Below are 22,355 nucleotides of genomic sequence, written 5' to 3' on the forward strand. Positions count from 1 at the left end.
CGCTTCACCAGGTCACCCCAACCCTAACGGTCGCGCTCGCGGCCCTCGTCCTCACCGGAGCCGTCGGTGGACTCGGTCACAGCTCCGGGCCCGTCGGAGGCACGCTCCGGGCCGGTTTCCCGCTGGTCGAGCGGGACGTCTTCGGGCAGCTCGAGGCCCAGTTCGGCCTCGGCTTCGGCGTCGTACTCGTCGTAGTCGGGCTGCCGGGGCTGGGGAGCGGTTTCGAGCTCCGGTTCCGGCTCGGTGAACTCGGCCTCGAACTCGTCGGTGTCCAGCTCCTCCGGGTCGACGTCTTCGAGCACCTCGTCGGGATCGAGCTCGTCGACGTCTTCCTCGCCCGGTTCGTCCGTATCCTCTTCGGACTCCTCGGCCTCTTCGGACTCTTCGAGCTCGTCGGTCTCGTCTGAGTCTTCGGTGTCTTCGGTGTCTTCGGTGTCTTCGGTGTCTTCGGTGTCTTCGGTGTCTTCGGCCAGGTCCTCGTCGCCGAACTCTTCCTCGACCTCCAGCGTGTCCGGCGGCGCGGCCGGCGCGTGCTCACCGGCGAAGAACGCCACGAACCCACCCGGGATCACGATCCAGCAGGCCGCCACGATCGACGCCACCCCGACCGGCACGCTGACCGGGTCGAACGGGCCGTCGGCGAGGCGGCCGCCCGCGAGTGTCCCCAGCACCACGCAGCCGAACCCGACCACGGCGCCCGCGACGGCGACGATCCGGATCCGGCCGGCCGGGTCGTCGTCCGCGTGGCGCACCGACCAGCCGACCAGCGCGCCGACGGCCGCCGGCAGCACCAGCAGCACGGGCCACCACGCAGCCGTGTGCTCGGGGATGCTGCCGAGCAGCGGCACCGCGGGCACGGAGCCACCGCGGTAGCCGACGAGGCTGACGTCGAGCGACCCGATCGTGAACCCGGGCCCGCTGACGAACGACAGCGCCGCCACCACGGCGTTGGGCAGGTAGGCCACCGAAAGCACGAACAGCCCGAAGCTGGTGCCGAACGACGGCTCGAACAGATCGTCCACAGTGGACCACGAGAACACCGTGGCGACCGCGAACACGATCGCACCCACCGCCAGCAGCGCCGCGAGCCCCAGCGCGCCCGCCCGCAGGCCACGCACGGCCACCGGGTCGAGCCGTTCGGCCACCGCCGCGGGCAGACCGCAGCGGCGCACCGCACCGCCCGTGGCCGCCACCACGGCGAACACGCCGGGCACCACGAACGCCAGCAGCGGGTTCACCCGCACCGGCGCGCTGAGCGAGAGCAGCCCGATCAGGAGGCCGAACAACGCGTGGGCGGCGCCGATCACGGAGATCAGGGGGACGGTCTGCCGCAGCGTCGTGCAGCCCAGCCGCAGGGCGGCGCCGGACGCGGCGCGAGCCACGAGCAACACGGCGCCGATCGTCGGCAGCAGCGGCAGCACGCCCAGCAGGTGGCCGCCGATGCCGAGCTGCACCTGGAACCCCGCGAGCCAGCCGGGGCCGGCCGAGAGCAGCACGCCGGCGGCGGAGAACGCGGTGCGTTCGGCGGTCAGCGCGACGAGCGCGACCAGCGTCGCGACCACGGCGTACTCCGTGATCAGCGGACCGAAGGCGGCGGTGAGCAACACCCGCACCCGGGTGGCCGGTGCGGCCTCGGCGTCGAGTTCGACGGTGTCGCCCACCGGCTCGCCGCCCGGCGGGCGTGGAGAACTGGTGAGCTGCTGCATGCTTCGCACCTTGACACCCGTGCTGGGCCGTCCGGGTGAGGCACGCCGCCCGCCGCAGGCATGGCCAAGCTAACCCACCCGGTCGGGGGCACCCGGACAACAAAAAACACCCGCTGTGACACGGAGAGTCACAGCGGGTGTTTTCACGAGGTGACAGCGCCCCAACGCGGCGTTGGTTGCGCTCAACGCACCCAATGTGGCGTTCGGTGCGCTGAACAGGGCATGGGCGCTGAGCGCCTCCGTTGAGGGTTGCGGCGGGGCATGGCTGGAGCACCGGCCCGTCACATTGGGGCGGGTCGGGCCGGGCTCCGGCGATCAGCCCTGCTGGCCGAAGCCGCCCGGCGGTGTGCCCGGGGGCTTGCCCTGCTCCCCCTGCGGCTGCTGGAAGAACTGGCCCTGCTGCGGCGCGTACGTGGTCGCCTGCTGGCCCGGCGGCGTCGCGCCCGGCTGCTGCGGGTACTGGCCCGGCTGCTGCTGCGGCTGGTAGGGGCCGGCCTGGCCGTACTGCTGGTAGTGCGGCGCGGCCGGCTTCGGCGCCGGCGGCTTGAGCACGCCGTACTCCATCAGCAGCGCGGCCACCGCGACCAGCATCTGCACGATGCCGAGGATCAGCACCACCGTGACAATGCCCGGCGTGCTCCGCTCGGCCACCACCGTGTCGAGTGCTCCGAGCGCGCCGACCACGCTGAACAGCGCGGCGAACGGCAGCACCCGCGGCGCCTTCGGCAGCGCGTGCAGCGCCGCGAGCAGGCCACCGGTGAGCAGGAAGATCGTCTCCTGACCGACGTCACCCGCTTCGTCGGAGAAGCCGATGAAGTACTGGACGATGCCCAGCACGGTCACCACGAGCGCGAGCACGAGCGGGAGGTTCTGCGGCAGCACCGGCCCGGCCGAGGACGGCGGTCCCTGCTGCGGCTGCTGTTGCGGGAACCCGCCGGACGGGGGCGGTCCCTGTTGGGGCTGCTGCTGGCCACCGCCCTGCTGGGGGTAGCCAGGCCCGCCGCTGGGGAAGGTCATCGGAAGCTCTCCTGTCGTTCGCCGGCAACTCCGGGGGAAGGTGGCACCCGGACGAATCACGTGACGGCCGCGTCGCCGAACGCTAGCGCATCCGAGGGTCCCCCGTCCGGGCCGTTGGACGCACGGGATGCCCGTTCGGTTGCGGCCGGAAACGCCACGGGCCGGGCACCAATCCTGGTGCCCGGCCCGTGTGACCAGCGTTTATGCAGGTCAGAGGTTGTTATACAGCTCGCGCGCGAGGACGGCGGTCTCGCTCGGGGTCTTGCCGACCTTCACGCCGGCAGCCTCGAGGGCCTCCTTCTTCGCGGCCGCCGTGCCGGAGGAACCGGACACGATGGCACCCGCGTGGCCCATGGTCTTGCCCTCGGGGGCGGTGAAGCCCGCGACGTAGCCGACCACCGGCTTGGTGACGTGCTCCTTGATGAAGGCCGCGGCCCGCTCCTCGGCGTCGCCACCGATTTCACCGATCATCACGATGACCTTGGTGTCGGCGTCCTTCTCGAACGCCTCGAGGGCGTCGATGTGGGTGGTGCCGATGATGGGGTCACCGCCGATGCCGACGGCGGTGGAGAAGCCGATGTCACGCAGCTCGTACATCATCTGGTAGGTCAGCGTGCCGGACTTCGAGACCAGGCCGATGTGGCCCGGGCCCGAGATGTCGGCGGGGATGATGCCGGCGTTGGACTTGCCGGGGCTGATCACGCCCGGGCAGTTCGGGCCGATGATGCGGGTCTTGTTGCCCTTGGCGACGGCGTGGGCCCAGAAGTAGGCCGAGTCGTGCACCGGAATGCCCTCGGTGATCACCACGGCGAGCGGGATCTCGGCGTCGACGGCCTCGAGCACCGCGTCCTTGGCGAACTTCGGCGGCACGAAGATGACCGACACGTCGGCGCCGGTCTCCTTGATCGCCTCTTCGACGGTGCCGAAGACCTTGAGGTCCTTGCCCTCGATGCTCACGGTCTGGCCGGCCTTGCGGGCGTTGACGCCACCCACGATGTTCGTGCCGGACTTCAGCATCTTCGTGGCGTGCTTCATGCCCTCGGAGCCGGTGAGCCCCTGGACGATGACCTTGCTGTTCTCGTTGAGGAAGATCGACATCTCACGCACCTGCCGCGGCGAGCTCGGCAGCCTTGTCGGCCGCGTTGTCCATTGTGTCCACCACGGTGACGAGCGGGTGGTTCGCGTCGGCCAGGATCTGGCGACCCTCGACGACGTTGTTGCCGTCCAGACGGACGACCAGCGGCTTGGTGGCCTCGTCGCCCAGGATCTTCAGCGCCTCGACGATGCCGGTGGCCACCGCGTCGCACGCGGTGATGCCGCCGAAGACGTTGACGAAGACGCTCTTCACGTCGGTGTCGTTGAGGATGACGTCCAGACCGGCCGCCATGACCTCGGCCGACGCGCCGCCGCCGATGTCGAGGAAGTTGGCGGGCTTCACGCCGCCGTGCTTCTCACCCGCGTACGCCACCACGTCCAAAGTGGACATGACGAGCCCGGCGCCGTTGCCGATGATGCCGACCTCGCCGTCGAGCTTGACGTAGTTGAGGCTCTTGGCCTTCGCCTTCGCCTCGAGCGGGTTCTCCGCGTCCTTGTCCACCAGGGCCTCGTGGCCCGGCTGACGGAAGTCCGCGTTCTCGTCCAGGGTGACCTTGCCGTCGAGGGCGATGATCTTGTCCTGGGGGTCGCGCACCAGCGGGTTGACCTCGACGAGGGTGGCGTCCTCGGAGACGAAGGTCTCCCAGAGCTTCACGACCACGTCGGCGGCCTCGTCGATGATGTCGGCCGGGAAGTTGCCGGCCTTCAGGATCTCGAGCGCCTTCGCCTTGTCGACACCGGCGATCGCGTCGACCGGGATCTTCGCGAGCGCGTCGGGGCGCTCCACCGCGAGCTGCTCGATCTCCATGCCGCCCTCGGAGGACGCCATCGCCAGGAACGTGCGGTTCGCGCGGTCCAGCAGGAAGGAGAAGTAGTACTCGGACGCGATGTCCGACGCTTCCGCCACGAGCACGCGGCGCGTGATGTGGCCCTTGATGTCGAGACCCAGGATGGCTTCCGCCTTCTCCTTGGCCTCGTCCGGCGTCTGGGCCAGCTTGACGCCACCGGCCTTGCCGCGGCCACCGACCTTCACCTGCGCCTTGACGACGACCTGGGTGCCGATCTGCTCCGCGGCGGCCTTGGCTTCTTCGGGGGTGTTTGCCACCGAGCCCGGCAGAACCGGTACTCCGTGGGCGGCGAAGAGATCCCTCGCCTGGTACTCGTAGAGGTCCACTACTCCAGTCTCCTGACGACACGCCACTGTGGTGGTCCGTTACCGAACCGCGCTGTCGGACCAGTCGAGGTTAGCGACCAGCGCAGAAGCAGGGGACTCCGCACCTGGTGAAGTCGGTCACCGTGCGCGGTCAGGGGGTGTGAGTCCGCCCACCGAGGCCGTTTTTTCGCCCCCCGCGGCGGCCGTCGCGGCGGCTGTTGCCGTGACGACGATCGCGGCGAGGCCGAACCAGAACCCGAGCGCGGGCGTCCGTCCGGCGATCCCGACGAGCGGCAGCTGTGCCACGTGGACGGCCAGCACGAGCACCGCGCCGGTGAGCGCGGCCGCGGCGGCGCCGGGCCGGGAGCGGACGCTCAGGGCGAGCACGCCGAGAACGACCAGGAGCGCGGTGAGCAGTCCCCACGACGGAGTGTCGAAATCGGACCAGAGCCCGGGCGCCGAGTAGCCGGGCGCGGCGAACACCGGTGTGCCGAAGGCGAGGACGGACAGGATCGCGGCCACGGCGACGGGCAGCAGCACCCGGGGGCGCGGACCTTCCGTGCCTTCGTCGTCGCGCTCGACGACGCCGGTGACGGCGGCCGCGAGCGCCGTGAGCCCGGCGAGGCCGAGCGCGATCGTGGTGAACACGGCGCCGGCGCCGAGGTGGTAGCTGATGGTGCCGCCGAGGCCGTCCAGCCCTGTCAGCCCGGTCGCTTGTGACGCCGTGATGGCGGTGCTGAGCACGGCCGTGCCGGCGAGGACGACAGCGGCCCAGATGACGGCGAGGATGCCGCGGGCCGATTTGTACGCGAACAGGAACGGCGCGGGCAGGGCGACGAGGATCGCGGCCGTGAGCAGGAGCCAGCGGGCGGGGCTCTGGGTCGCGGTCGCTGTGTCGAGCTGCGGGGCGAGGGCGCCCACGACTCCGACCACCGCCGTCAGCAAGGCGAGCAGGGCCGTGGCGGTGCGCCACAACGTGAGACTCGGGACGCGCGCTTCACCGGCGAGGTCCGTGCGTTCGACCTGGGTGATCTGAGGCGTCGCGAGGGGCGCGAGAACAAGGACGAGGAACATCGCCACGACGGCGACGACCGGTCCCCACGCGAGGTGCAGCCCGCCCACCGCCAGCCCGCCGACCAGCGGCGGAAGCGCCACGGCGAACGTCGCCGCGGCCGCGCCGCCGAGCGTCCCGCGCGCCACGCCGTCGGACGCCGCGCCGAACCCGAGCACGACGGCGAGCAGCAGCGCGCCCGCGATGACGACGTAGCCGGTGAGCGCAAGGCCGGGACCTTCGAACGCCGAGTGCGCCGGGAAGAACGGGTTGTCCGAGATCACGGGCGCCATCAACAGCCCGACACCGGCCGCGATCGTGAGCAGCGGCACGACCAGCCGCCAGCGCCGTCGCCCGCCGTCGTCGCCCGCGACCTCGTTGAGCTGCCGCGCCACCTGCCCGGCCGCGATCCCGGCCGCGATCGTGAGGACATGGCCGGCGACAAGCAGCCAGAACCCGGCACCGACCGCACTGCGGTCCAGCAGGCGGTCGGGGAGGTACAGCTCGGGGCGGACGGTTTTGGAGCCGTTGGCGAAGAACTGCAGATCGAGAAGCAGCCGGCCCGGGGCGAGCGCGGCCAGGCCCACGGTGAGCCCGGCGGCCAGCCCGTGCCTGCCGCTGTACGCGGCCGCGGCGCCGATCCCGGCCGGCACCAGGGCGAGAATGGCGAGGAGGGGCCATGCGAGGTAACCCGGGTTCGAGTCGGGCGAGACGGGGAGAATCGCGCCGGCCGCCAGGGCAAGCGCACCGATGACGAGGAGCGCGACGGCGGTTTTGAGCTGTGGGGACGGGGTGCGGTCGGCGTATTCGAGGTCGGGGTCGAAGTGGGGGGTGGGGGTTTGGCCGGGGTCGGTGGTTGCGGCGCCGGAGTTGGTACCGGTGGGCTTGGTGCGGGTGACGCCACCACTGCCCGCTGCACTCTGGGCCGGGCTCGCGGCTTCGGTCTCGTCACGGCCGCCGCCACTCGCGCCCCCTCCACCGTGCGCACTGCTCGCTCCTCGGTGGCCCGCACCGCGGGCACGGCCGGCCGAGGTGTTCGAGGGGGCGTGCTCACCACTCGCACCGCGACTCTCGCCGGTGTCGCCGCGGTCGAGGCCGGCGCCGCGCTGCGCGATGCGCGGTTCAGCAGTCGGCGTGCCATTCGCGGGCGCGTTGCCATTCGCGCGGGACGAAACACCGCCGGCGGCATCGAGGTCGGCCGCGGGGCCGGAGCCGTCGGCGGGCTTGCGGCCGCTCGCCCGGCGCTCGCGGCGGGTCTCGACGCGGGCGCGCTCCCGGGCGGCGGCCTTGCGCTCGGCGAGGCTGGGCCGTCGGTGGCCGGCGGGCGGCCTGGGGCTGTCCGGGTCGGAACCGGAACGGGCCGGGGAGGAGTCCCCGTCGTGGGGTCCTTCGGACGAAGTCATCGGACGCGACGCTAGCAAGTCGGACATCGCGCGGCCTCCGCAGTGGGAGGCAGGGACCCGGAGGGCGAAGGGCGGCCGGCAGGGCGAGGGCCCGAACGGGCGCTGGCGGAGCAGGCACCGGCCGAGGCCAGAGGAAGCGAAAGCTGCTCGACGCCCAGCGGCGCCGCTGCAGCGGCTGGCGAATCGACACAGGGCACCGGCCGGCGGGCTGCAGGAAGCAAGAACTTGGCCTCCGCCAGGCCATTGCGATCAGGTCGGGCGCAGGGTGTCAGCCCGGAACAAGCGCAGGTCGCGGGCGGAGTGTCGAGAGTCCGGTGCTGCGGCGAGCCGGAGCGAGCGGCCCCGTGCGCGTTGCCGATCACAGGACGGCGGCCAGCTCGAAGCGGACAGCGCTCAAGAACCGGACATGAGCGGCGCGCGCAGCGGAAGCGGGCGCGACCGGCCGCCCGTGGCGGTGGGCACGGCTTCGCGGGGTCCGCAACCGGTGTCGGCGAGGCCTCGGCGCACGTCGGTGGATTGATCGGGCGATCGGGTGATCACCCGGGGAGGCGAGTGACCGGCGCCACACTTGCGGCCGTGAATTTTCTTCAACACGGGGCCGCAAACGTTTATTTCAACGGTGGGGCCGTTCGGCGGGGTGCGAGGGGCCCGTTCGGGGGCGCGAATGCCCGAAAGTCCTGTAACAGAGATCACACTGATCGGAGTAGTTCCGGATTAACTTTGGGTAATCTCTACAGCTAGCAGCGTGATGGCTGCCGCCCGTTCGGCCGAAACGGCGGGCGCACCTTGCTCACAACGGTGCCCCTTCGTTACTGTCCCACGGTCCCCATTACAGTCAGGTCACGAAGCGCAACGCCGAGCGAACCACCCCCGAGGTTGGCTCAACGGGATCCCCCGCCCGTAGTCGCGCAACGACCCGGCTCCCCGACGATGGAAGGCCCCGTCTTGGCTTCACACCGCTCCCCCGGCGGCCAAGCTCCTTCCCCGGCGCTGAAGGACGCACTGGACGGTGCGGTCATCCGCGTGCGGGGTTCGCACCGCATCGCCCCGCCGTCCTCCGCCCTGCGTGGGCGGGTCGTGGTCGCAGCTGTCGCGGCCGGCGCGTTCGCCGCTGCCGCCGCGGGCCAGACCCTCAAGACCGTGACGACCGACTCCGACGCCGCCGTCACCCCGCTCGCCAACGCCCAGGACGCGAGCGCCTCGTTCACCCTCGGCAGCGCGGGTTCAGGGGGAGCCCCCGAGCTGCTGCCCGCCGGCCACTCGATGGACGCCTCCGCCGAGGCCGCCCGCATGGCCGACAGCCTGAAGGTCACCGAAGCCCGCGAGAAGGCCGAAGCCGCGGCCGCTCAGAAGGCCAAGGAAGAAGCCGAGCGTCCCAAGACCTGCCTGCCGGCCCACGGCACGTTCACCTCGGGCTTCGGCGCCCGCTGGGGCAGCAGCCACCTCGGCATCGACATCGCGAACTCGATCGGCACCCCGATCTACGCCGCCTCCGACGGCACCGTCATCCAGGCCGGCCCCGCCAGTGGCTTCGGCCTCTGGGTCCGCGTCCAGCTCGACGACGGCACCATCCAGGTCTACGGCCACATGAACAGCTTCTCGGTCCACGAAGGCCAGAAGGTCAAGTGCGGCGAGCAGATCGCCGAGATCGGCAACCGCGGCGAGAGCACCGGCCCGCACCTGCACTTCGAGGTCTGGCAGAACGGCACGAAGAAGATCGACCCGCGCCCGTGGCTCGCCGCCCGCGGCATCGTCGTCTGAGTTCGGGACTGGTTCTCCTTACTGTTCTTCGGTTTCAACCCCGGTTTTCGGCTCAACACTGTTCCACCCGGCCACGGTCAGCGCCCTCGCGCTCTCCGTGGCCGTGTGCGTCTCACTGAGGTGCGTTTCGCGGGCCTTTCCACACCCCCACCCAAAGCAGCGGCTACGGCGCCCGTGCGTCCTCGCGAGCGCCCCAGACAGCTCTAGCGCTCCCCGGTGGGCGAGCGGCGGATGAAGTACGCGACAGCGACCTGCCAGACCGTGCAGAGGCCGGCCGAGCGGCGTCGGACAGGCCACCGGCCCAGGCGGTGCGCACGGCAGGTCTGGCAGTGGCCATCAGGCCCGAGGTCGTGGTGGCGAAGCAGGGCGCGCCACGCGGCGGCCAAGCGGTGCGCTTCCCCCGAAGCACACCCCGGGCCGGGTCCCGAAGAACCGGCCGGACCGGACCCCGACGAACCGGACCCCGAACCGGCTGAACCACCGGAAACCCCCGCAGGTTCCGGCGTCCCCAGAACTCCCCGTAAGTAGTCCTGTACCCCTGCGGCCAGGACCCCAAACAAGATCGCGTCCACACCCTCGTGCTCCCTCCCGAGGCGGCCGGTGAACGAGCACCAGCCTACCCCATTCGTTCGAACTTGTGTTCGACTGGAGGGAGATTAACCGGGGGGTCCGACAAAATCAGAGCTTCACCATCGGCACGCTGCCGATCAGCATGAGGCGGACCTTGCCGGACGCGCCGAAGTCGATGGTGGCCGTGGCGCGGGGGCCGACGCCGTCGCAGGAGATGACGGTGCCGAGGCCGTACTTGTCGTGGCTGACGCGGTCGCCGATGTCGAGCTTGAGGGCCACCGTGTCCTTCCAGCCCTTGCCGAACGGGGACGACGAAGTAGTAGTCGACGAGGTCGTTCGCCGGCCCCAGGTCGTGGCCGCGCGCGGGCCCGAGGACGACGAGCCCGACGAAGACCCGAAGTTGCCGAAGCCCGGCGAAGACGGCTCCAGGCGCCGCCAGTCGACGAGGTCCGGGGGGAGCTCGTCGAGGAAGCGCGAAGCCGGGTTCATCTGCGGCTGGCCCCACGCCGACCGCACCAGCGCGCGCGAGACGTACAGCCGCTGCCGCGCGCGCGTGATGGCCACGTACGCGAGCCGGCGCTCCTCCGCGAGCTCCGTCGGGTCACCCAGGGCGCGCATGTGCGGGAAGACGCCGTCCTCCCAGCCCGTGCAGAACACCACCGGGTACTCGAGGCCCTTCGCGGTGTGCACGGTCATCAGCGTGACAACCCCGGCGCCGCCGTCGCCCTCGTCGCCGCCGTCGGGCGACGGGATCGAGTCGGCGTCGGCGACCAGGGACACGCGCTCCAGGAACGCGGCGAGCGAACCGGGCGCGGGCACACCGTCGTCGAGCACCAGCTCGGCGTTCTCGTCCTGCTGGACCTCGGCGGTGAACTCCGCGAACTCGCGCGCCACCGTGACGAGCTCCGTGAGGTTCTCCACGCGGGAGGCGTCCTGCGGGTCGTCCGACTCCTCGAGCTCCGCGCGGTACCCGGTGCGCTCCAGCACGGCCTCCAGCAGGTCGTGCACCTCCGAGCCGGACGCCGCCAGCTCGCCCAGGTCGTCGAGCAGCGACACGAACCCGGTGATCGCCTTGGCCGACCGCGGGTTCAGCAGCGCCACCTTGCCCTCGACGGCATCGCGCAACGCGGCCCCGAAGGTGATGCGCTCGCGCTCCGCGTGCGTCGCCACCACCGCTTCCGCACGGTCACCGATGCCGCGCTTGGGCACGTTGAGGATGCGGCGCAAGGAAACCGTGTCATCCGGGTTCGACAGCACGCGCAGGTAGGCGAGCATGTCGCGCACCTCGCGCCGCTCGTAGAACCGCACGCCGCCGACGACCTTGTACGGCAGGCCGAGCCGGATGAAGATTTCCTCGAACACCCGCGACTGGTTGTTGGTGCGGTAGAAGACGGCGACGTCGGAGTAGTCCGCCTCGCCCTTCTCCGCCAACGCGTCGATCTCGCCCGCGACGAACGCGGCCTCGTCGTGGTCGTTGTCCGACACGTAGCCGACGATCTTCTCGCCGTCGCCCGAATCCGTCCACAGCCGCTTCGCGCGCCGGTTGGGGTTGCGCTCGATCACGGCGTTGGCCGCCGACAGGATCGTCTGCGTGGAGCGGTAGTTCTGCTCCAGGAGGATGGTGTGAGCGTTGGGGAAATCGCGCTCGAATTCCTCGATGTTGCGGATCGTCGCGCCGCGGAACGCGTAGATCGACTGGTCCGCGTCACCCACCACGACCAGCTCGGCCGGGTCGATCCCGGTGTCGGCGGCGCCGGATTCGGTGCCCGCGAGCACGCGCACCAGCGTGTACTGCGCGTGGTTCGTGTCCTGGTACTCGTCGACCAGGATGTGACGGAACCGGCGGCGGTAGTACTCCGCGACGTCGGGGAACGCCTGCAGCAGCGAGACCGTGCGCATGATCAGGTCGTCGAAGTCGAACGCGTTGGCCGCTTCGAGCCGGCGCTGGTACTCGACGTAGACCTCGGCGACGCGGCGCTCCAGGTCGTTGGCGGCGTTGGCCACCGCCGCGTCGGGGTCCGTCAGCTCGTTCTTGAGGTTCGAGATGTGCACCGCGAGCGTGCGCGCGGCGTACTTCTTCGGGTCGATGTCGAGGTCGCGCGCGACGAGCGTGATGAGCCGCTTCGTGTCGTCCGAGTCGTAGATGGAGAAGCTCGACGACATGTCCAGCGTCTTCGCCTCGCGGCGCAGGATCCGCACGCACATCGAGTGGAACGTGGACACCCACATCGCGTTGCCGCGGCGGCCGACGAGCGACGCGACGCGCTCGCGCATCTCGGCCGCGGCCTTGTTGGTGAACGTGATCGCCATGATCTCGCCGGGGTGCACCCCCCGCTCCGCCAACAGGTACGCGATGCGGCGCGTGAGCACGCGGGTCTTGCCCGACCCCGCGCCGGCGACGACGAGCAGCGGCCCGCCGGCGTGCATGACCGCTTCGCGCTGCGCGGGATTGAGGTCCTCGAGCAGCTCGGCGGCGGCCTTCCGGGCAGGCGCGGGCTTTTCTGCGGGGAGATCGAAGAGGGTGTCCATCGCCTGTCCACGCTACCCCTGGGGTACGACACGTTCTGCACAGGCAACTGCGCCTGTCGACGTACGCCGCGGTGTCGCCTCCCGTCCGACGCGCCGGGGCGTTCGCGCGCGGAGCATCAAACGGTATGGACGACAAGATCCCCGCCCGGTTGAGGGCATCCGACAGCGACCGAGAACGCGTCGCCGCGACCATCCAGTCCGCCGGTTCCGAAGGCCGGCTCACCCTCGAAGAGGTGGAAGAACGGCTCGGCGCGGTCTACGCGACGCGCTACGTCGACGAGCTCGGCGCGTTCACCACCGACCTGCCGCGCCCCGAAGTCGCGCGGCGGCCGGGATCCGGCTGGCCGCTCACTCGCGCCGCGTTGCGCGAGCACCCGGCGCTGCGGATCCACGCCGTGATCGTCGTGGCGCTGGCGGTGCTGCTGATCGTGCGGTGGGCGGTGCTGGGCGTCGGGTTCTTCTGGCCCGCGATGCCGTTGTTCTGGCTGTTCGTCACCCTCGTGGTGCACGCGCGGGTGCGGAGTTTCCGGCGGCGCGGTGAAACTCCTGTGCCATACTGATCCCGTGCGGCACAGCAGTGAGCGATTTTTCTACGGGACCCGGACTCCGGCTCCCGTGATCGCGTAGTGCCCCACCCGCCATCACCCGCAGCCCCGGAGTCCACGGACCCGGGGCTTTCGCTGTCCCAGGGGCCACTGGGAGTCCGGACTTCAGAGAGGTCCCGATGAACGCGCAGACTCAGAACGCCGACGGCCAGCCCGCCGAGAACACCGCCGCCGGCGAGGACATCTCCTCGCTACGCAAGGAGATCGACTGGCTCGACGCCGAAATCCTGCGGCTGGTGAAACGCCGCGTGGAGGTGTCGCAGACGATCGGCGCGGCCCGCATGGCCGCCGGCGGCACGAGGATCGTCTACAACCGTGAAATGGACGTGCTCGCGCGCTACCGCGAGCTCGGTCCGGAAGGCCGCCAGCTCGCGATGGCGCTGCTCAATCTGGGCCGCGGCCGCCTCGGCCGATGAACTTACGGCCACATCGGGGACTTCCCCGATCCGCCGGTCCGCGAAAACGGGCAGACTGGACGCATGATTAACGTCATCGCCGTCATCATCGCGATCGCGAGTGTGCTGGCGGCACTGGGCCATGTCGGTTACCTGGCGCTGCTCAACAACGCGGCGGGCAAGCGAGCCGGCGGTGCACCAGTCTCGCAGTACGTGCGCAGCCGCTGGGTCATCGCCGGTGGTACCACCGCGGCATCACTGTTCGCCTGGCTGCTCACGTTAGGGGGACCCGGGGCCGACATCGTCGCCATCATCGTTGCCGTCGGTAGCGGTGCTGTGGCGACGAAGGCACTCAAGTCGACCCAGGAGAAGTACCGCAGCGGAGGGTGACTGGCCCTACCTGCGGCGATTGCACTGCGTAGCGTGACCCCACGCCCGTTCGGTCGCCCCCGACAGAGTGAAACCTGTGCAAGTTGCAGGTTGCCCCGAGACTTTCGCCTGGCGGTTTCCTAGTCTTGGGTTCGTGAGGACCCATGCGTCTGGGTCGGGCGACGCCCGGAGGATGCGCGGGAGCTGCGGCTCCGCGCGCCCGCTGCCGCGTGCGCGTGCAGATGCGCGGGAGTTCGCAAGTGTGGACGCAAGTGACTCCGTTCGCGCCTCTGCTCCGATCGGGTTGATCGGAGTGCCGGTGCCGTCACGCCCACACCGGGGAGGGGTCGGACGGGCATGACGGGAAACGCGATGGGTGGGTCGAGAAGCTCGAGCCACCCGGACACGGTGACGGCCGCGGAGGTCACGGTGCCGGGCAGGCACCGCGCTCGCAGTCTTCAGGACACGGACACGTGGACGCCCGTGGTCCCGCCGCACGGCGGCGGTCACCACCGCCACCGGCCCGGCGGCGAGCCCGTCGACGCACCGGCCGGCGCCCTGCCGTTGCCCCCGCCTCGCCGACGGGCGGCCGACCCACGTTCGACGTTCGCGCCGACGCACGGGACTCTGCCCGCGCCGGGGCCAGGAGTGCTCCTGCCGCAGCCCCAGCAGGCCCGGCAGACCCACCCGCGCCGCCCGATCCCGCTCCCGCAGCCGACGCGCCGGCCCGACGAGCCGCGCGAGCAGCACCGCCTTCACGAGGACTACCGCGCCTACGACGCGCTCCCCGAGCACGCACTGAACGGCCGCGGCCCGTACGCCCCGCCGGCGCGAGGCCGCACCGAGTTGCCGCAGCCCGGCCAGGGCGACCGGGGCTTCACCGCCGGCCGCCTCGACGAGCCCGGCCCGATCGGCGGCCCGCTGATGCCGGCGGCCGAGCCCGAGCCCGAGCAGCTCTGGAGTGGGGCGCAGTCCGGCGACCTCGCCGAGGCCGCGCCGGAGTTCGCGCACGACAAGCGGCGCTTGCCCGCTGGACAGGCCGGGCGGCCACAGACCGGCGCCGTCGCGGATGGACCGGAGTTCGCTCACGACGAGCGACGAACGCCCACTGCGCAAGCCGGGCAACCACGGCCTCGCGACCCCGCTGAGGCCACCGCGCCGGCGTACCCGCAGGACGAGCGGCGCGCGCCCGCGGGGCAGGCCGTGCGGCCGCACTCCCGCGACCTCGCCGAGACGGCCGGGCCCGAGTTCGCGGACGACGAACGACGAACGCTCACCGCGCAAGCCAGGCAGCAACACCACCGCGACCTCGCCGAGATGGCGGGGCCGGAGTTCACACCCGCGTTCACGCAGGACGAACGGCGCGTTCCCACCGGCCAGGCCGTGGTCCCTGATCCCCAGCCGGTGAGCGAGATCGACCGCGCCTGGGCCGCGCCGGGGACCACACGGTCGCTCGCCGACGTGCCGATGCACGACGGGCTCGGACGTCCGCAGGTGCGGCGCAGCCGGCGTGAGCGGGTCGCGGCGACGGCGGCCACGCTGGCCCAGCCGCAGCCCCCGGAGCTCGGCGAGCACGACGAACCTGACGAGGATGAAGGCACCCAGCTGAGCGCGCTGCCGGAGCCCGCCGCAGAGCAGCCGGCGAAGCCCGAGCCCCCGCGGCGCCAGCGGGTCACGCTGCGGGCGGGCCCGGCCAAGCCGCTGGTGCGCGGTCCGTTCGACGAGGCATCGCTCGACGAAGACGACGAAGTGCGCGTGTACGCCGCTCCGCTGCTCGACGGGCTCGGCAAGTTCGACCTCGGGTCCGTGCCCGCGTCGGTGACCCCGCCCAAGACGTGGCGGAAGGCGGCGTGGTTCGCGACCGGCGCGTCGGGCGCGGTGGTGGTCGGGCTGCTGTTCGCCGGGACCTTCCTCGTCGGCGGACCCACCACGACCACCGACGCGCTCGGCGGCGGCTGGCCGGGCCGGCAGAACGGCGGCAACCCGCTGATCCTCCCGGACCCGTCGCTCGGCCAGCAGGGCGGCACGGGCGGCGACTCGCCCGACCGCAGCCGCTCCGGCGGCGGCGGCCGCTCCGGCACCCGGGACGACGACCCGAACACGCACCCGCAGAACGCCGCCGGCTCCGAGACCAGCGAAGACCAGCCGCCGACCGACTCGGCTTCGAGCGGCGACTCGTCGGACCCCGTCACCACCGGGCCGACGTCGACCCCGTCCCGGCCGCCCGCGAAGCCGCCGATCACCCCGGCGCCGCGCGAAACCGCGCCGACCACCGTCTGGTACGCCGCCGACAAGGACCCCAAAACGATGGGGGACAACTCCGAGAAGTTCTTCAACAACGTGACCACCGACCCGAACGAGGCCGCGGCCGTCACCACCGGGGACCTCAAGCAGGAGGGCGCGCAGGGCCTGCGCCAGCACTACGCGAACGTCGCGTACTTCGAGGTCAAAAAGGTCGAGATCGACCCGGACAACAACACCACGGTCAACACGCTCGAGGTGACCCACACCGACGGCACCAAGACCGTCGAGCAGCGCACGCTCACCTTCGGCGACGACGAGAAGATCGCCGACGACGGCGCCTGACCAGGGCTGATCGTCCGGCCCGGGCCCAACGTTTCGTGCAGGTGCAGACTGCCCGTTCCGATGCACGTGCGGTGCGGTAAGCGGTTGAACTTGCTCCGGGTGGGTGACATAAGCTGCCGCTCGTCGTATGACGACGGCATTCCGGCGACTGAGCCTGGCGGGTGCCCGTCGCCACAGGGTTACCTGGCGACAGCGGGTCCGGGAACCGACCACGAGTCGGCCGTCCGGACCAGCGGCGTACGACCGAACGGCCGTACCGCCGTCCCCCCGAACCCCAGAGCGAGGACTTTCGTGCTTGATCGGCAGCGCACACGGCGTGAGACCCGCGAGGTCACTGCCGTCCGCGTTGAGGACGTGATCCCTCCCGAGCTGCTCGACGGCGTCGGTGACGCGGACCGCGACTACCTCGAGCAGGTCTTCCGCGAGCCGCAGAAGTACCTGCCGCCGCGGTCGCACCGCGCGGAGGCCGCCAGATCCGCCGAGCCGGCCGAAGAGCCCGAGAGCCGCTTCGCGCGCCGGTGCCAAGCAGGTGGGCCTCGTCGGCGCCGGCGCGCTCGTCGCGGGCGCCGTGGTCACGGCCGCGCTGCTCAGCGGCGGTCCCCGACCGACCACGCCCGTCGCCGAGGACACCATCCCCACCGGTTTCAGCGGCGCCGCCGCGCTCGGCGGCCAGGCCGTGCCCGGTCCGCGCGAGCACGGGGTCGGCGGCACCACGTCCGGGCACCGCGAGGGCACGCCGGCCGAGTCCGGCGCCGGCACCACGCAGCCGACGCACGACACCGGCTCCACCACGCAGCAGACCGGCGCACCCAGCACGGGCGCACCGAGCACCACGACGCCGTCGGAGCAGTCCGAGTCCACGGGCGCGGAGACCACGTCCGACGCCGACAAGCTGCAGGCCGTGAAGGCCTTCTACTCCTCGATCGACAAGAACCCCGACAGCGCACTGGCGCTGCTCGCCCCCGGTCTCGCCCAGGGCGAAACCGGCAGCCTGGTCCGCGCGTGGAGCGCGGCCCGCTCGATCGACGTCCAGGACGCGCGCGTGCAGGACGACGGCTCGGTGGTCGCCGTCGCGGTGCTGCACCAGACCGACGGAACACTGCTCCGCGTCACGCAGCTGTTCGACGTCGTGGAGCGCGACGTCATCTCCGAAGCGCGACTGCTCTCCGCCGTCGCATTCTCGTGACCTGCGACGATCCTGTTCCGAGTAGACGATCAGACCGTGCCGAGTGTGTGTGCACAGAGTGAACGCCTAGCCTTGCCACGGGCCGGTCTCGGGAAAACCGGCACACGGCCCACGACAGGTGCCTACGCTGCGGTGCTGCGGCCGGTTCGAGGTCGCATCTGCGGGGTGGGCACGTCCCGCTCCGGGCAGTCGGAGCCCCAAAGGGAGGTCGCGTGAGCGACGAGGGTCGTCTGGTCGCCGGCCGGTACCGCATCATCGGCCGGATCGGCACGGGCGCGATGGGTACCGTCTGGCAGGCACACGACGAGGTGCTGGGCCGCACGGTGGCCGTCAAGCAGCTGCTGATGCAGCCGGGCCTCGATGAGCACGACGCCGAAGACGCCCGGCAGCGCACCATGCGCGAGGGCCGCATCGCGGCGCGCCTGCACCACCCCAACGCGATCTCGGTGTTCGACGTCGTCACCGACGACAACGGTCAGCCGTGCCTGATCATGGAGTACCTCAACTCCACGAGCCTGGCCCAGGTCCTGCAGGAGCGCGGCACGCTGCCGCCGCTGGAGGTCGCGCGGATCGGCGCGCAGGTGGCCGCCGCGCTGCGCGAGGCGCACGCCGTGGGCATCGTCCACCGCGACATCAAGCCCGGCAACATCCTGCTGGCCGGCAACGGCACCGTGAAGATCACCGACTTCGGCATCTCGCGGGCCAAGGACGACGTCACGGTCACCAAGACCGGGATGATCGCCGGCACGCCCGCCTACCTCGCGCCCGAGGTCGCGATCGGCGGTGACCCCGGCCCCGAGTCCGACGTGTTCTCGCTCGGCTCCACGCTGTACGCCGCGTGTGAAGGCCAGCCGCCGTTCGGGCTGTCGGAGAACACGCTGAGCCTGCTGCACGCCGTCGCCGCGGGGCAGATCAACCCGCCGCGCCAGTCGGGCCCGCTCGCGAGCGTGCTCGCCGTGCTGCTGCACCCCGACATCCACCACCGGCCCACCGCCGAGGAGTGCGAAGAGCTGCTGGCGTCCGTCGCGCGGGGCGAAACGCCGCTGGGCGGACCGGCCGGCGAGACCGTGATGGTGGCCTCGGCCGGCACGCTGGGCGCTGCCGCTGTGGTCGGCGCGGCCGCCACGCACCTGTTCCCGGAAGAGGACTTGGACGACGCCGCGCACTCGGGCACGCTGCTCGACTCGCCCGGCCCGGCGCAGCAGTACTACGACGACGAGGACGGGTACCCCGCGGCCGCCGCCTACCCGCAGAACGACTACGACCAGCAGTACCAGGGCGAGCCGCCGCTGTACGGCGACCCGGGCCGCAACGGCCTGGCCGCCACCCGGTCCGTGTCGACGCACGACGTCTACGACGACGACCAGTACGACGACGGGTATGACGACGGCTACCACGAGCCGCCGCCCCCGTCGCGCGGCCAGACCAGCCCCACCGACGACGAGGACGGGAAGCCCGGCGCGTGGAAGAAGCCGGCGATCATCGGCGCCATCGTCGTGGTCGGCCTGGTGGCGCTCGGCGTGTGGCTGCTGAGCTCGAACAACCCGCCGGACGCATCGCAGCAGCCCGCTCCCCCGGCGACGTCGTCGAACGTGGTGCCGACCACAGGCACGACGCCTTCAACCGAGGAAGCAACCACGAGCGAGGAAGAGACGTCCTCTCAGGAGGAGTCCTCCTCACGTGAGACGACGTCGTCTCGCCGGACCTCCCCTCGAAACACACCTTCGCGGGAGACTTCGTCCGAGCAGGACACCCCGACCACCACTCCGACTTCGAAGAGCGTCACGCCTCCGAGCTCGTCGGGCGACCCCACGGACACCGGCGGCCCGACGGCGTCGAACAACCCTTGATCCAGGATCAGATTTGAGTTCAGAAGGCACCATCGTCGGCGGCCGGTACCGGCTCGACCAGCCGATCGGCCGCGGCCGCGCGGGCATCGTGTGGCAGGCGTTCGACACGCGGCTGTTCCGCACGGTCGCGATGAAGCGCATGTACCTGCCCGTCGGCCTGCCGCCGGACCGCGCTGAGCAGGCGCGCGCCACGGTAATGCAGGAGGGCAAGGACGCGGCGCGCGTGGACCACGCGTGCGCGATCACCGTGTACGACGTGCTGCCCGACGGACCCGACGTCTGGCTGGTGATGGAGTACATCCCGTCGCGCGGGATGGCGTCGTTCCTCGCCGAGCACGGGCGGCTCACGCCCGAGCAGGCGGCGTCGCTCGGGATCATGCTGGGCGACGCGATGGCGGCGATCCACGCGGCCGGCATCGTGCACCGCACGCTCGAACCTGGCACCGTGCTGCTGGCCGACGACGGCGGCGTGAAGCTCACCGACATCGGCATCACCGGCGGCGGGGCGCACCCGGCCTACCGCGCGCCCGAGGTCACCCGCGGCGCTCCGGCCTCGCCGGCCGCCGACGTGTTCTCGCTCGGTGCCACGCTGTACACGGCCGTGGAGGGCGTGCCGCCGTTCGGTGATGACGGCGAGGCGTCCGAGCGGCCGCCGCAGAACGCCGGGGTGCTCGCCGGTGCGCTGCGCAAGATGCTGCGGATGGACCCGACGGCGCGTCCGACGATGGCGGACACCGTGGCCGCGCTCAGCGCCATCACCGAGGGCCGCGAGCAAACCGCGTTCATCCCGCCCACGGCGCCCGCGATGCCGACCATGCCCGCGTCTCGGCCGCTGCCCCCGCCGCAGCAGGGCCAGCCGGGGCCGTTGATGCAGATGCCGGTGCAGCAGGTGCCCTACGCGCCGGCCGCGCCGCAGCCCATGCAGCAGCCGATGGTCGCCCAGCCCACGCAGCAGATCCCGCCCCAGCAGCAGCCGGTGCAGCCGCCGTCCGCGCGGTTCGTGCCGTCGGCGGCTCAGCAGGCGGTGTCGGCTGCGGAGGTGCGGCAGAAGGCGGCCGCCCGCCGGAAGCTGATCCTCACGGTCGCCGCGATCCTGTGCGCGGTGCTGATCGGGATCGGCGTTTCCGAGCTGTTCTTCGTCTGAGCCGGAGGAACCGTCAGGCGACCTTCGCGGTCGCCTCACGCATCGCGTCGATCAGCGTCCGCACGGCCGGGTTTCCCACGGCCCGTGCGGCGATGGCCGCGTGGATGATCCGGCACGGCTCGGGGTTGCGGATCCGCCGCACGGCCACGCCCGGGTGCGCGGGCCCGACGCCGAGCTCCGGCACCAGCCCCACGCCCAGCCCGGCCGCGATGAAGCCCTGCGCCGTGAGGTAGTCCTCCGACTCGACCACGATGTTGGGCGCGAACCCGGCCGACGCGCACGCGCCGTCGAGGATCGCGCGGCACATCCCGGGCATCGGGTCCACGCCTACCCACGGCTCGTCGGCGAGGTCGGTCAGGTCGAGCACCCGCTTGCGCGCGAGCGGGTGCGCGCGCGGCAGTACCGCGCGGTACGGATCGTCGAGCAGGTGCACGAGCTCGATCCCCTTCGCCGGCGGCGCGGGGCGGGGGAAGACGACGATCGCGACGTCGGCGCGCCCCTCCTCCACCTCGGGCATCGGGTCGTCGGGGTCGACGAGCTTGAGGTCGAGCCACACGCCGGGGTGCTCCCGCCGGACGGCGGCCACGGCGTGCGGGATCACCGACGCGCCGGCCGTGGCGAAGTAGCGGATGGCCAGCTTGCCGGTGCGACCTTCCTTGAGCTCGGTCAACGCCGCTTCGGCGCGCGCCAGCTCCGCGCTCAGCGTCTCCGCGTGCTCCGACAGCAGCACGCCCGCGGGCGTCGCGCGGATGCCGCGGCCGACGCGTTCGAGCAGCTCGGTGCCCGCCTCGCGTTCGAGAACCGAGAGCTGCTGGCTGATCGCGGACGGCGTGTACCCGAGGTTCCGCGCCGCGGCGGTGATCGACCCGCTGGTGATCACCGCGCGCAGCACCTGCATTCGCCGCACGTCGAGCATGGCCGGATTCTACAGCTCTGCTTAAGCGTTCCTGCAGTTATTTTCGCTTGTCCTTACGTCTCGGCGGGACCACGCTGGACCGTGGCCGTAAAGGAGGAACTGGGGTGGGCGAGACGAAGACCCTGCTCAGGATTGCCGCGTTGGCACTGATGTGGGGTTCGAGCTTCTTCTGGATCAAGCTGGGGCTCGCGGCGTTCTCGCCGGTGCAGCTGGTGCTGGCGCGCCTGGTGCTCGGCGCCGTGGTGCTCGTGGCGCTGTGCTGGCTCGGACGCCGGCGGCTGCCGACGGACAAGCGCACGTGGCGCCACCTCACCGTGGCCGCGTTCTTCCACAACGCGTTGCCGTTCCTGCTCTTCGCGATCGGTGAGACCACTGTGGACTCCGGCATCACAGGCGTGCTGAACTCGACGACGCCGCTGTGGGTGCTCGTGGTGGCGCCGTTTCTCGGGGTCCGCCACCGGATGACGGCGATGCGCGCGGCCGGTCTCGTGGTGGGCCTGGCGGGGATTCTGCTGATCTTCGCCCCGTGGGAAGCGTCGGGGCTGCTGAGCTGGGGCGCGCTGGCCTGCCTCGCGGCGGCGGCGAGCTACGGCTTCGCGTTCGTCTACGAGGGCCGCTACCTCTCGGACACCGGCGACTCGCCCTACGCGCTCTCAGGCGGGCAGATGATGATCGCCGCCGGGTTCCTCGTGCTGGTGGTGCCGTTCGGCGGGCTGTCGCCGGTGCACCTGACGCCGCTGGCCGCGTTCGCCGTGGTGATCCTCGGCATCGGCGGGACCGGGATCGCGTTCGCCCTCAACTACCAGCTGCTGGCCAGCGAAGGCGCCGTCGCGGCGTCGGTGGTCGGGTACCTGCTGCCCATCGTGTCGGTGGCGCTGGGCGCGATCTTCCTGCACGAGCAGCTGAGCTTCCGCGTGATCGCGGGCATGGTCGTGGTGCTGGGCGGCGTCGCGCTCACGCGGGTGCAGCGGAAGAAGGTCGTGGCGCCGGCGCCGCTGGTCGCTCCCGAGCGAGTCTGA

At 71.6% G+C, this 22,355-nt stretch carries 16 protein-coding genes; 9 read left to right on the forward strand and 7 right to left on the reverse strand.

The window, feature by feature from the left end; genetic code table 11:
• Window positions 1–23 precede the first annotated feature (23 nt).
• The 5 genes from QRX50_RS03540 to QRX50_RS03560 all read right to left on the reverse strand — a co-directional run bounded on the left by QRX50_RS03540 (window position 24) and on the right by QRX50_RS03560 (window position 7,425).
• Entirely contained in the window at window positions 24–1,706 is a 1,683-nt protein-coding gene (locus QRX50_RS03540) for a cell division protein PerM (protein WP_285970564.1), read from the reverse strand.
• 315 nt (window positions 1,707–2,021) lie between these two features.
• A complete protein-coding gene (locus QRX50_RS03545) occupies window positions 2,022–2,723 on the reverse strand; it encodes a DUF5336 domain-containing protein (RefSeq protein WP_285970565.1) in 702 nt (233 codons plus the stop codon).
• A gap of 210 nt (window positions 2,724–2,933) precedes the next feature.
• Entirely contained in the window at window positions 2,934–3,821 is an 888-nt protein-coding gene (gene sucD / locus QRX50_RS03550; protein WP_285970566.1) for a succinate--CoA ligase subunit alpha, read from the reverse strand.
• A gap of 1 nt (window position 3,822) precedes the next feature.
• Complete coding sequence (sucC, locus tag QRX50_RS03555) at window positions 3,823–4,992, reverse strand: ADP-forming succinate--CoA ligase subunit beta (RefSeq protein WP_285970567.1); 1,170 nt, start codon at window positions 4,990–4,992, stop codon at window positions 3,823–3,825.
• Between the two features lie 117 nt (window positions 4,993–5,109).
• Window positions 5,110–7,425: a hypothetical protein gene (locus tag QRX50_RS03560; RefSeq protein ID WP_285970568.1), complete on the reverse strand. Its 2,316-nt coding sequence runs from the start codon at window positions 7,423–7,425 to the stop codon at window positions 5,110–5,112.
• Window positions 7,426–8,502: 1,077 nt separating this feature from the next.
• Between QRX50_RS03560 and QRX50_RS03565 the strand changes: the two genes are divergently transcribed.
• The gene (locus QRX50_RS03565; protein WP_285974346.1) at window positions 8,503–9,186 is read left to right on the forward strand and encodes a M23 family metallopeptidase; all 684 of its coding nucleotides are present in this window, start codon (window positions 8,503–8,505) and stop codon (window positions 9,184–9,186) included.
• A 678-nt stretch (window positions 9,187–9,864) separates the two neighbouring features.
• Here the strand turns inward: QRX50_RS03565 and pcrA are convergent.
• Window positions 9,865–12,285, reverse strand: a complete 2,421-nt coding sequence (gene pcrA / locus QRX50_RS03570) for a DNA helicase PcrA (protein WP_285970569.1) — start codon at window positions 12,283–12,285, stop codon at window positions 9,865–9,867.
• Between the two features lie 125 nt (window positions 12,286–12,410).
• On the opposite strand from pcrA, the gene QRX50_RS03575 reads away from it, so the two are divergent.
• The 7 genes from QRX50_RS03575 (at window position 12,411) to QRX50_RS03605 (ending at window position 20,420) form a co-directional block, all read left to right on the forward strand.
• Window positions 12,411–12,845: a DUF1707 SHOCT-like domain-containing protein gene (locus QRX50_RS03575; protein WP_285970570.1), complete on the forward strand. Its 435-nt coding sequence runs from the start codon at window positions 12,411–12,413 to the stop codon at window positions 12,843–12,845.
• A 164-nt stretch (window positions 12,846–13,009) separates the two neighbouring features.
• Window positions 13,010–13,306 carry a chorismate mutase gene (locus QRX50_RS03580; RefSeq protein WP_220246175.1) on the forward strand — a complete coding sequence of 99 codons (297 nt, stop codon included), beginning with the start codon at window positions 13,010–13,012 and terminating at the stop codon, window positions 13,304–13,306.
• Window positions 13,307–13,369: 63 nt separating this feature from the next.
• Window positions 13,370–13,675 (forward strand): hypothetical protein, encoded by a 306-nt coding sequence (locus QRX50_RS03585; RefSeq protein ID WP_285970571.1) that lies wholly within the window; start codon window positions 13,370–13,372, stop codon window positions 13,673–13,675.
• Window positions 13,676–14,011: 336 nt separating this feature from the next.
• Window positions 14,012–16,240 (forward strand): hypothetical protein, encoded by a 2,229-nt coding sequence (locus tag QRX50_RS03590; protein WP_285970572.1) that lies wholly within the window; start codon window positions 14,012–14,014, stop codon window positions 16,238–16,240.
• Between the two features lie 529 nt (window positions 16,241–16,769).
• On the forward strand, window positions 16,770–17,426 hold the full coding sequence (locus tag QRX50_RS03595; RefSeq protein ID WP_285970573.1) for a mucin-associated surface protein: 657 nt from the start codon (window positions 16,770–16,772) through the stop codon (window positions 17,424–17,426).
• A 212-nt stretch (window positions 17,427–17,638) separates the two neighbouring features.
• Window positions 17,639–19,276 carry a serine/threonine-protein kinase gene (locus tag QRX50_RS03600; RefSeq protein WP_285970574.1) on the forward strand — a complete coding sequence of 546 codons (1,638 nt, stop codon included), beginning with the start codon at window positions 17,639–17,641 and terminating at the stop codon, window positions 19,274–19,276.
• Window positions 19,277–19,289: 13 nt separating this feature from the next.
• Window positions 19,290–20,420: a serine/threonine-protein kinase gene (locus QRX50_RS03605; protein WP_285970575.1), complete on the forward strand. Its 1,131-nt coding sequence runs from the start codon at window positions 19,290–19,292 to the stop codon at window positions 20,418–20,420.
• Window positions 20,421–20,433: 13 nt separating this feature from the next.
• Here QRX50_RS03605 and QRX50_RS03610 read toward each other — a convergent pair whose 3' ends face one another.
• Window positions 20,434–21,336: a LysR family transcriptional regulator gene (locus QRX50_RS03610; protein ID WP_285970576.1), complete on the reverse strand. Its 903-nt coding sequence runs from the start codon at window positions 21,334–21,336 to the stop codon at window positions 20,434–20,436.
• A 104-nt stretch (window positions 21,337–21,440) separates the two neighbouring features.
• On the opposite strand from QRX50_RS03610, the gene QRX50_RS03615 reads away from it, so the two are divergent.
• Window positions 21,441–22,355, forward strand: coding sequence for a DMT family transporter (locus QRX50_RS03615; protein WP_285970577.1), 915 nt, complete (start codon window positions 21,441–21,443; stop codon window positions 22,353–22,355).

This window comes from Amycolatopsis sp. 2-15, from assembly GCF_030285625.1.
GTDB classification, from domain to species: domain Bacteria; phylum Actinomycetota; class Actinomycetes; order Mycobacteriales; family Pseudonocardiaceae; genus Amycolatopsis; species Amycolatopsis carbonis.

Excerpts from the sequence above, each read along its gene's own strand:
- QRX50_RS03540 (WP_285970564.1), bottom strand. The coding sequence starts at position 1,706 with ATGCAGCAGCTCACCAGTTCTCCACGCCCGCCGGGCGGCGAGCCGGTG.
- QRX50_RS03560 (WP_285970568.1), bottom strand. The coding sequence starts at position 7,425 with ATGACTTCGTCCGAAGGACCCCACGACGGGGACTCCTCCCCGGCCCGT.
- QRX50_RS03610 (WP_285970576.1), bottom strand. The coding sequence starts at position 21,336 with ATGCTCGACGTGCGGCGAATGCAGGTGCTGCGCGCGGTGATCACCAGC.
- pcrA (WP_285970569.1), bottom strand. The coding sequence starts at position 12,285 with ATGGACACCCTCTTCGATCTCCCCGCAGAAAAGCCCGCGCCTGCCCGG.
- QRX50_RS03585 (WP_285970571.1), top strand. The coding sequence starts at position 13,370 with ATGATTAACGTCATCGCCGTCATCATCGCGATCGCGAGTGTGCTGGCG.
- QRX50_RS03545 (WP_285970565.1), bottom strand. The coding sequence starts at position 2,723 with ATGACCTTCCCCAGCGGCGGGCCTGGCTACCCCCAGCAGGGCGGTGGC.
- QRX50_RS03575 (WP_285970570.1), top strand. The coding sequence starts at position 12,411 with ATGGACGACAAGATCCCCGCCCGGTTGAGGGCATCCGACAGCGACCGA.
- QRX50_RS03580 (WP_220246175.1), top strand. The coding sequence starts at position 13,010 with ATGAACGCGCAGACTCAGAACGCCGACGGCCAGCCCGCCGAGAACACC.
- QRX50_RS03590 (WP_285970572.1), top strand. The coding sequence starts at position 14,012 with ATGACGGGAAACGCGATGGGTGGGTCGAGAAGCTCGAGCCACCCGGAC.
- sucD (WP_285970566.1), bottom strand. The coding sequence starts at position 3,821 with ATGTCGATCTTCCTCAACGAGAACAGCAAGGTCATCGTCCAGGGGCTC.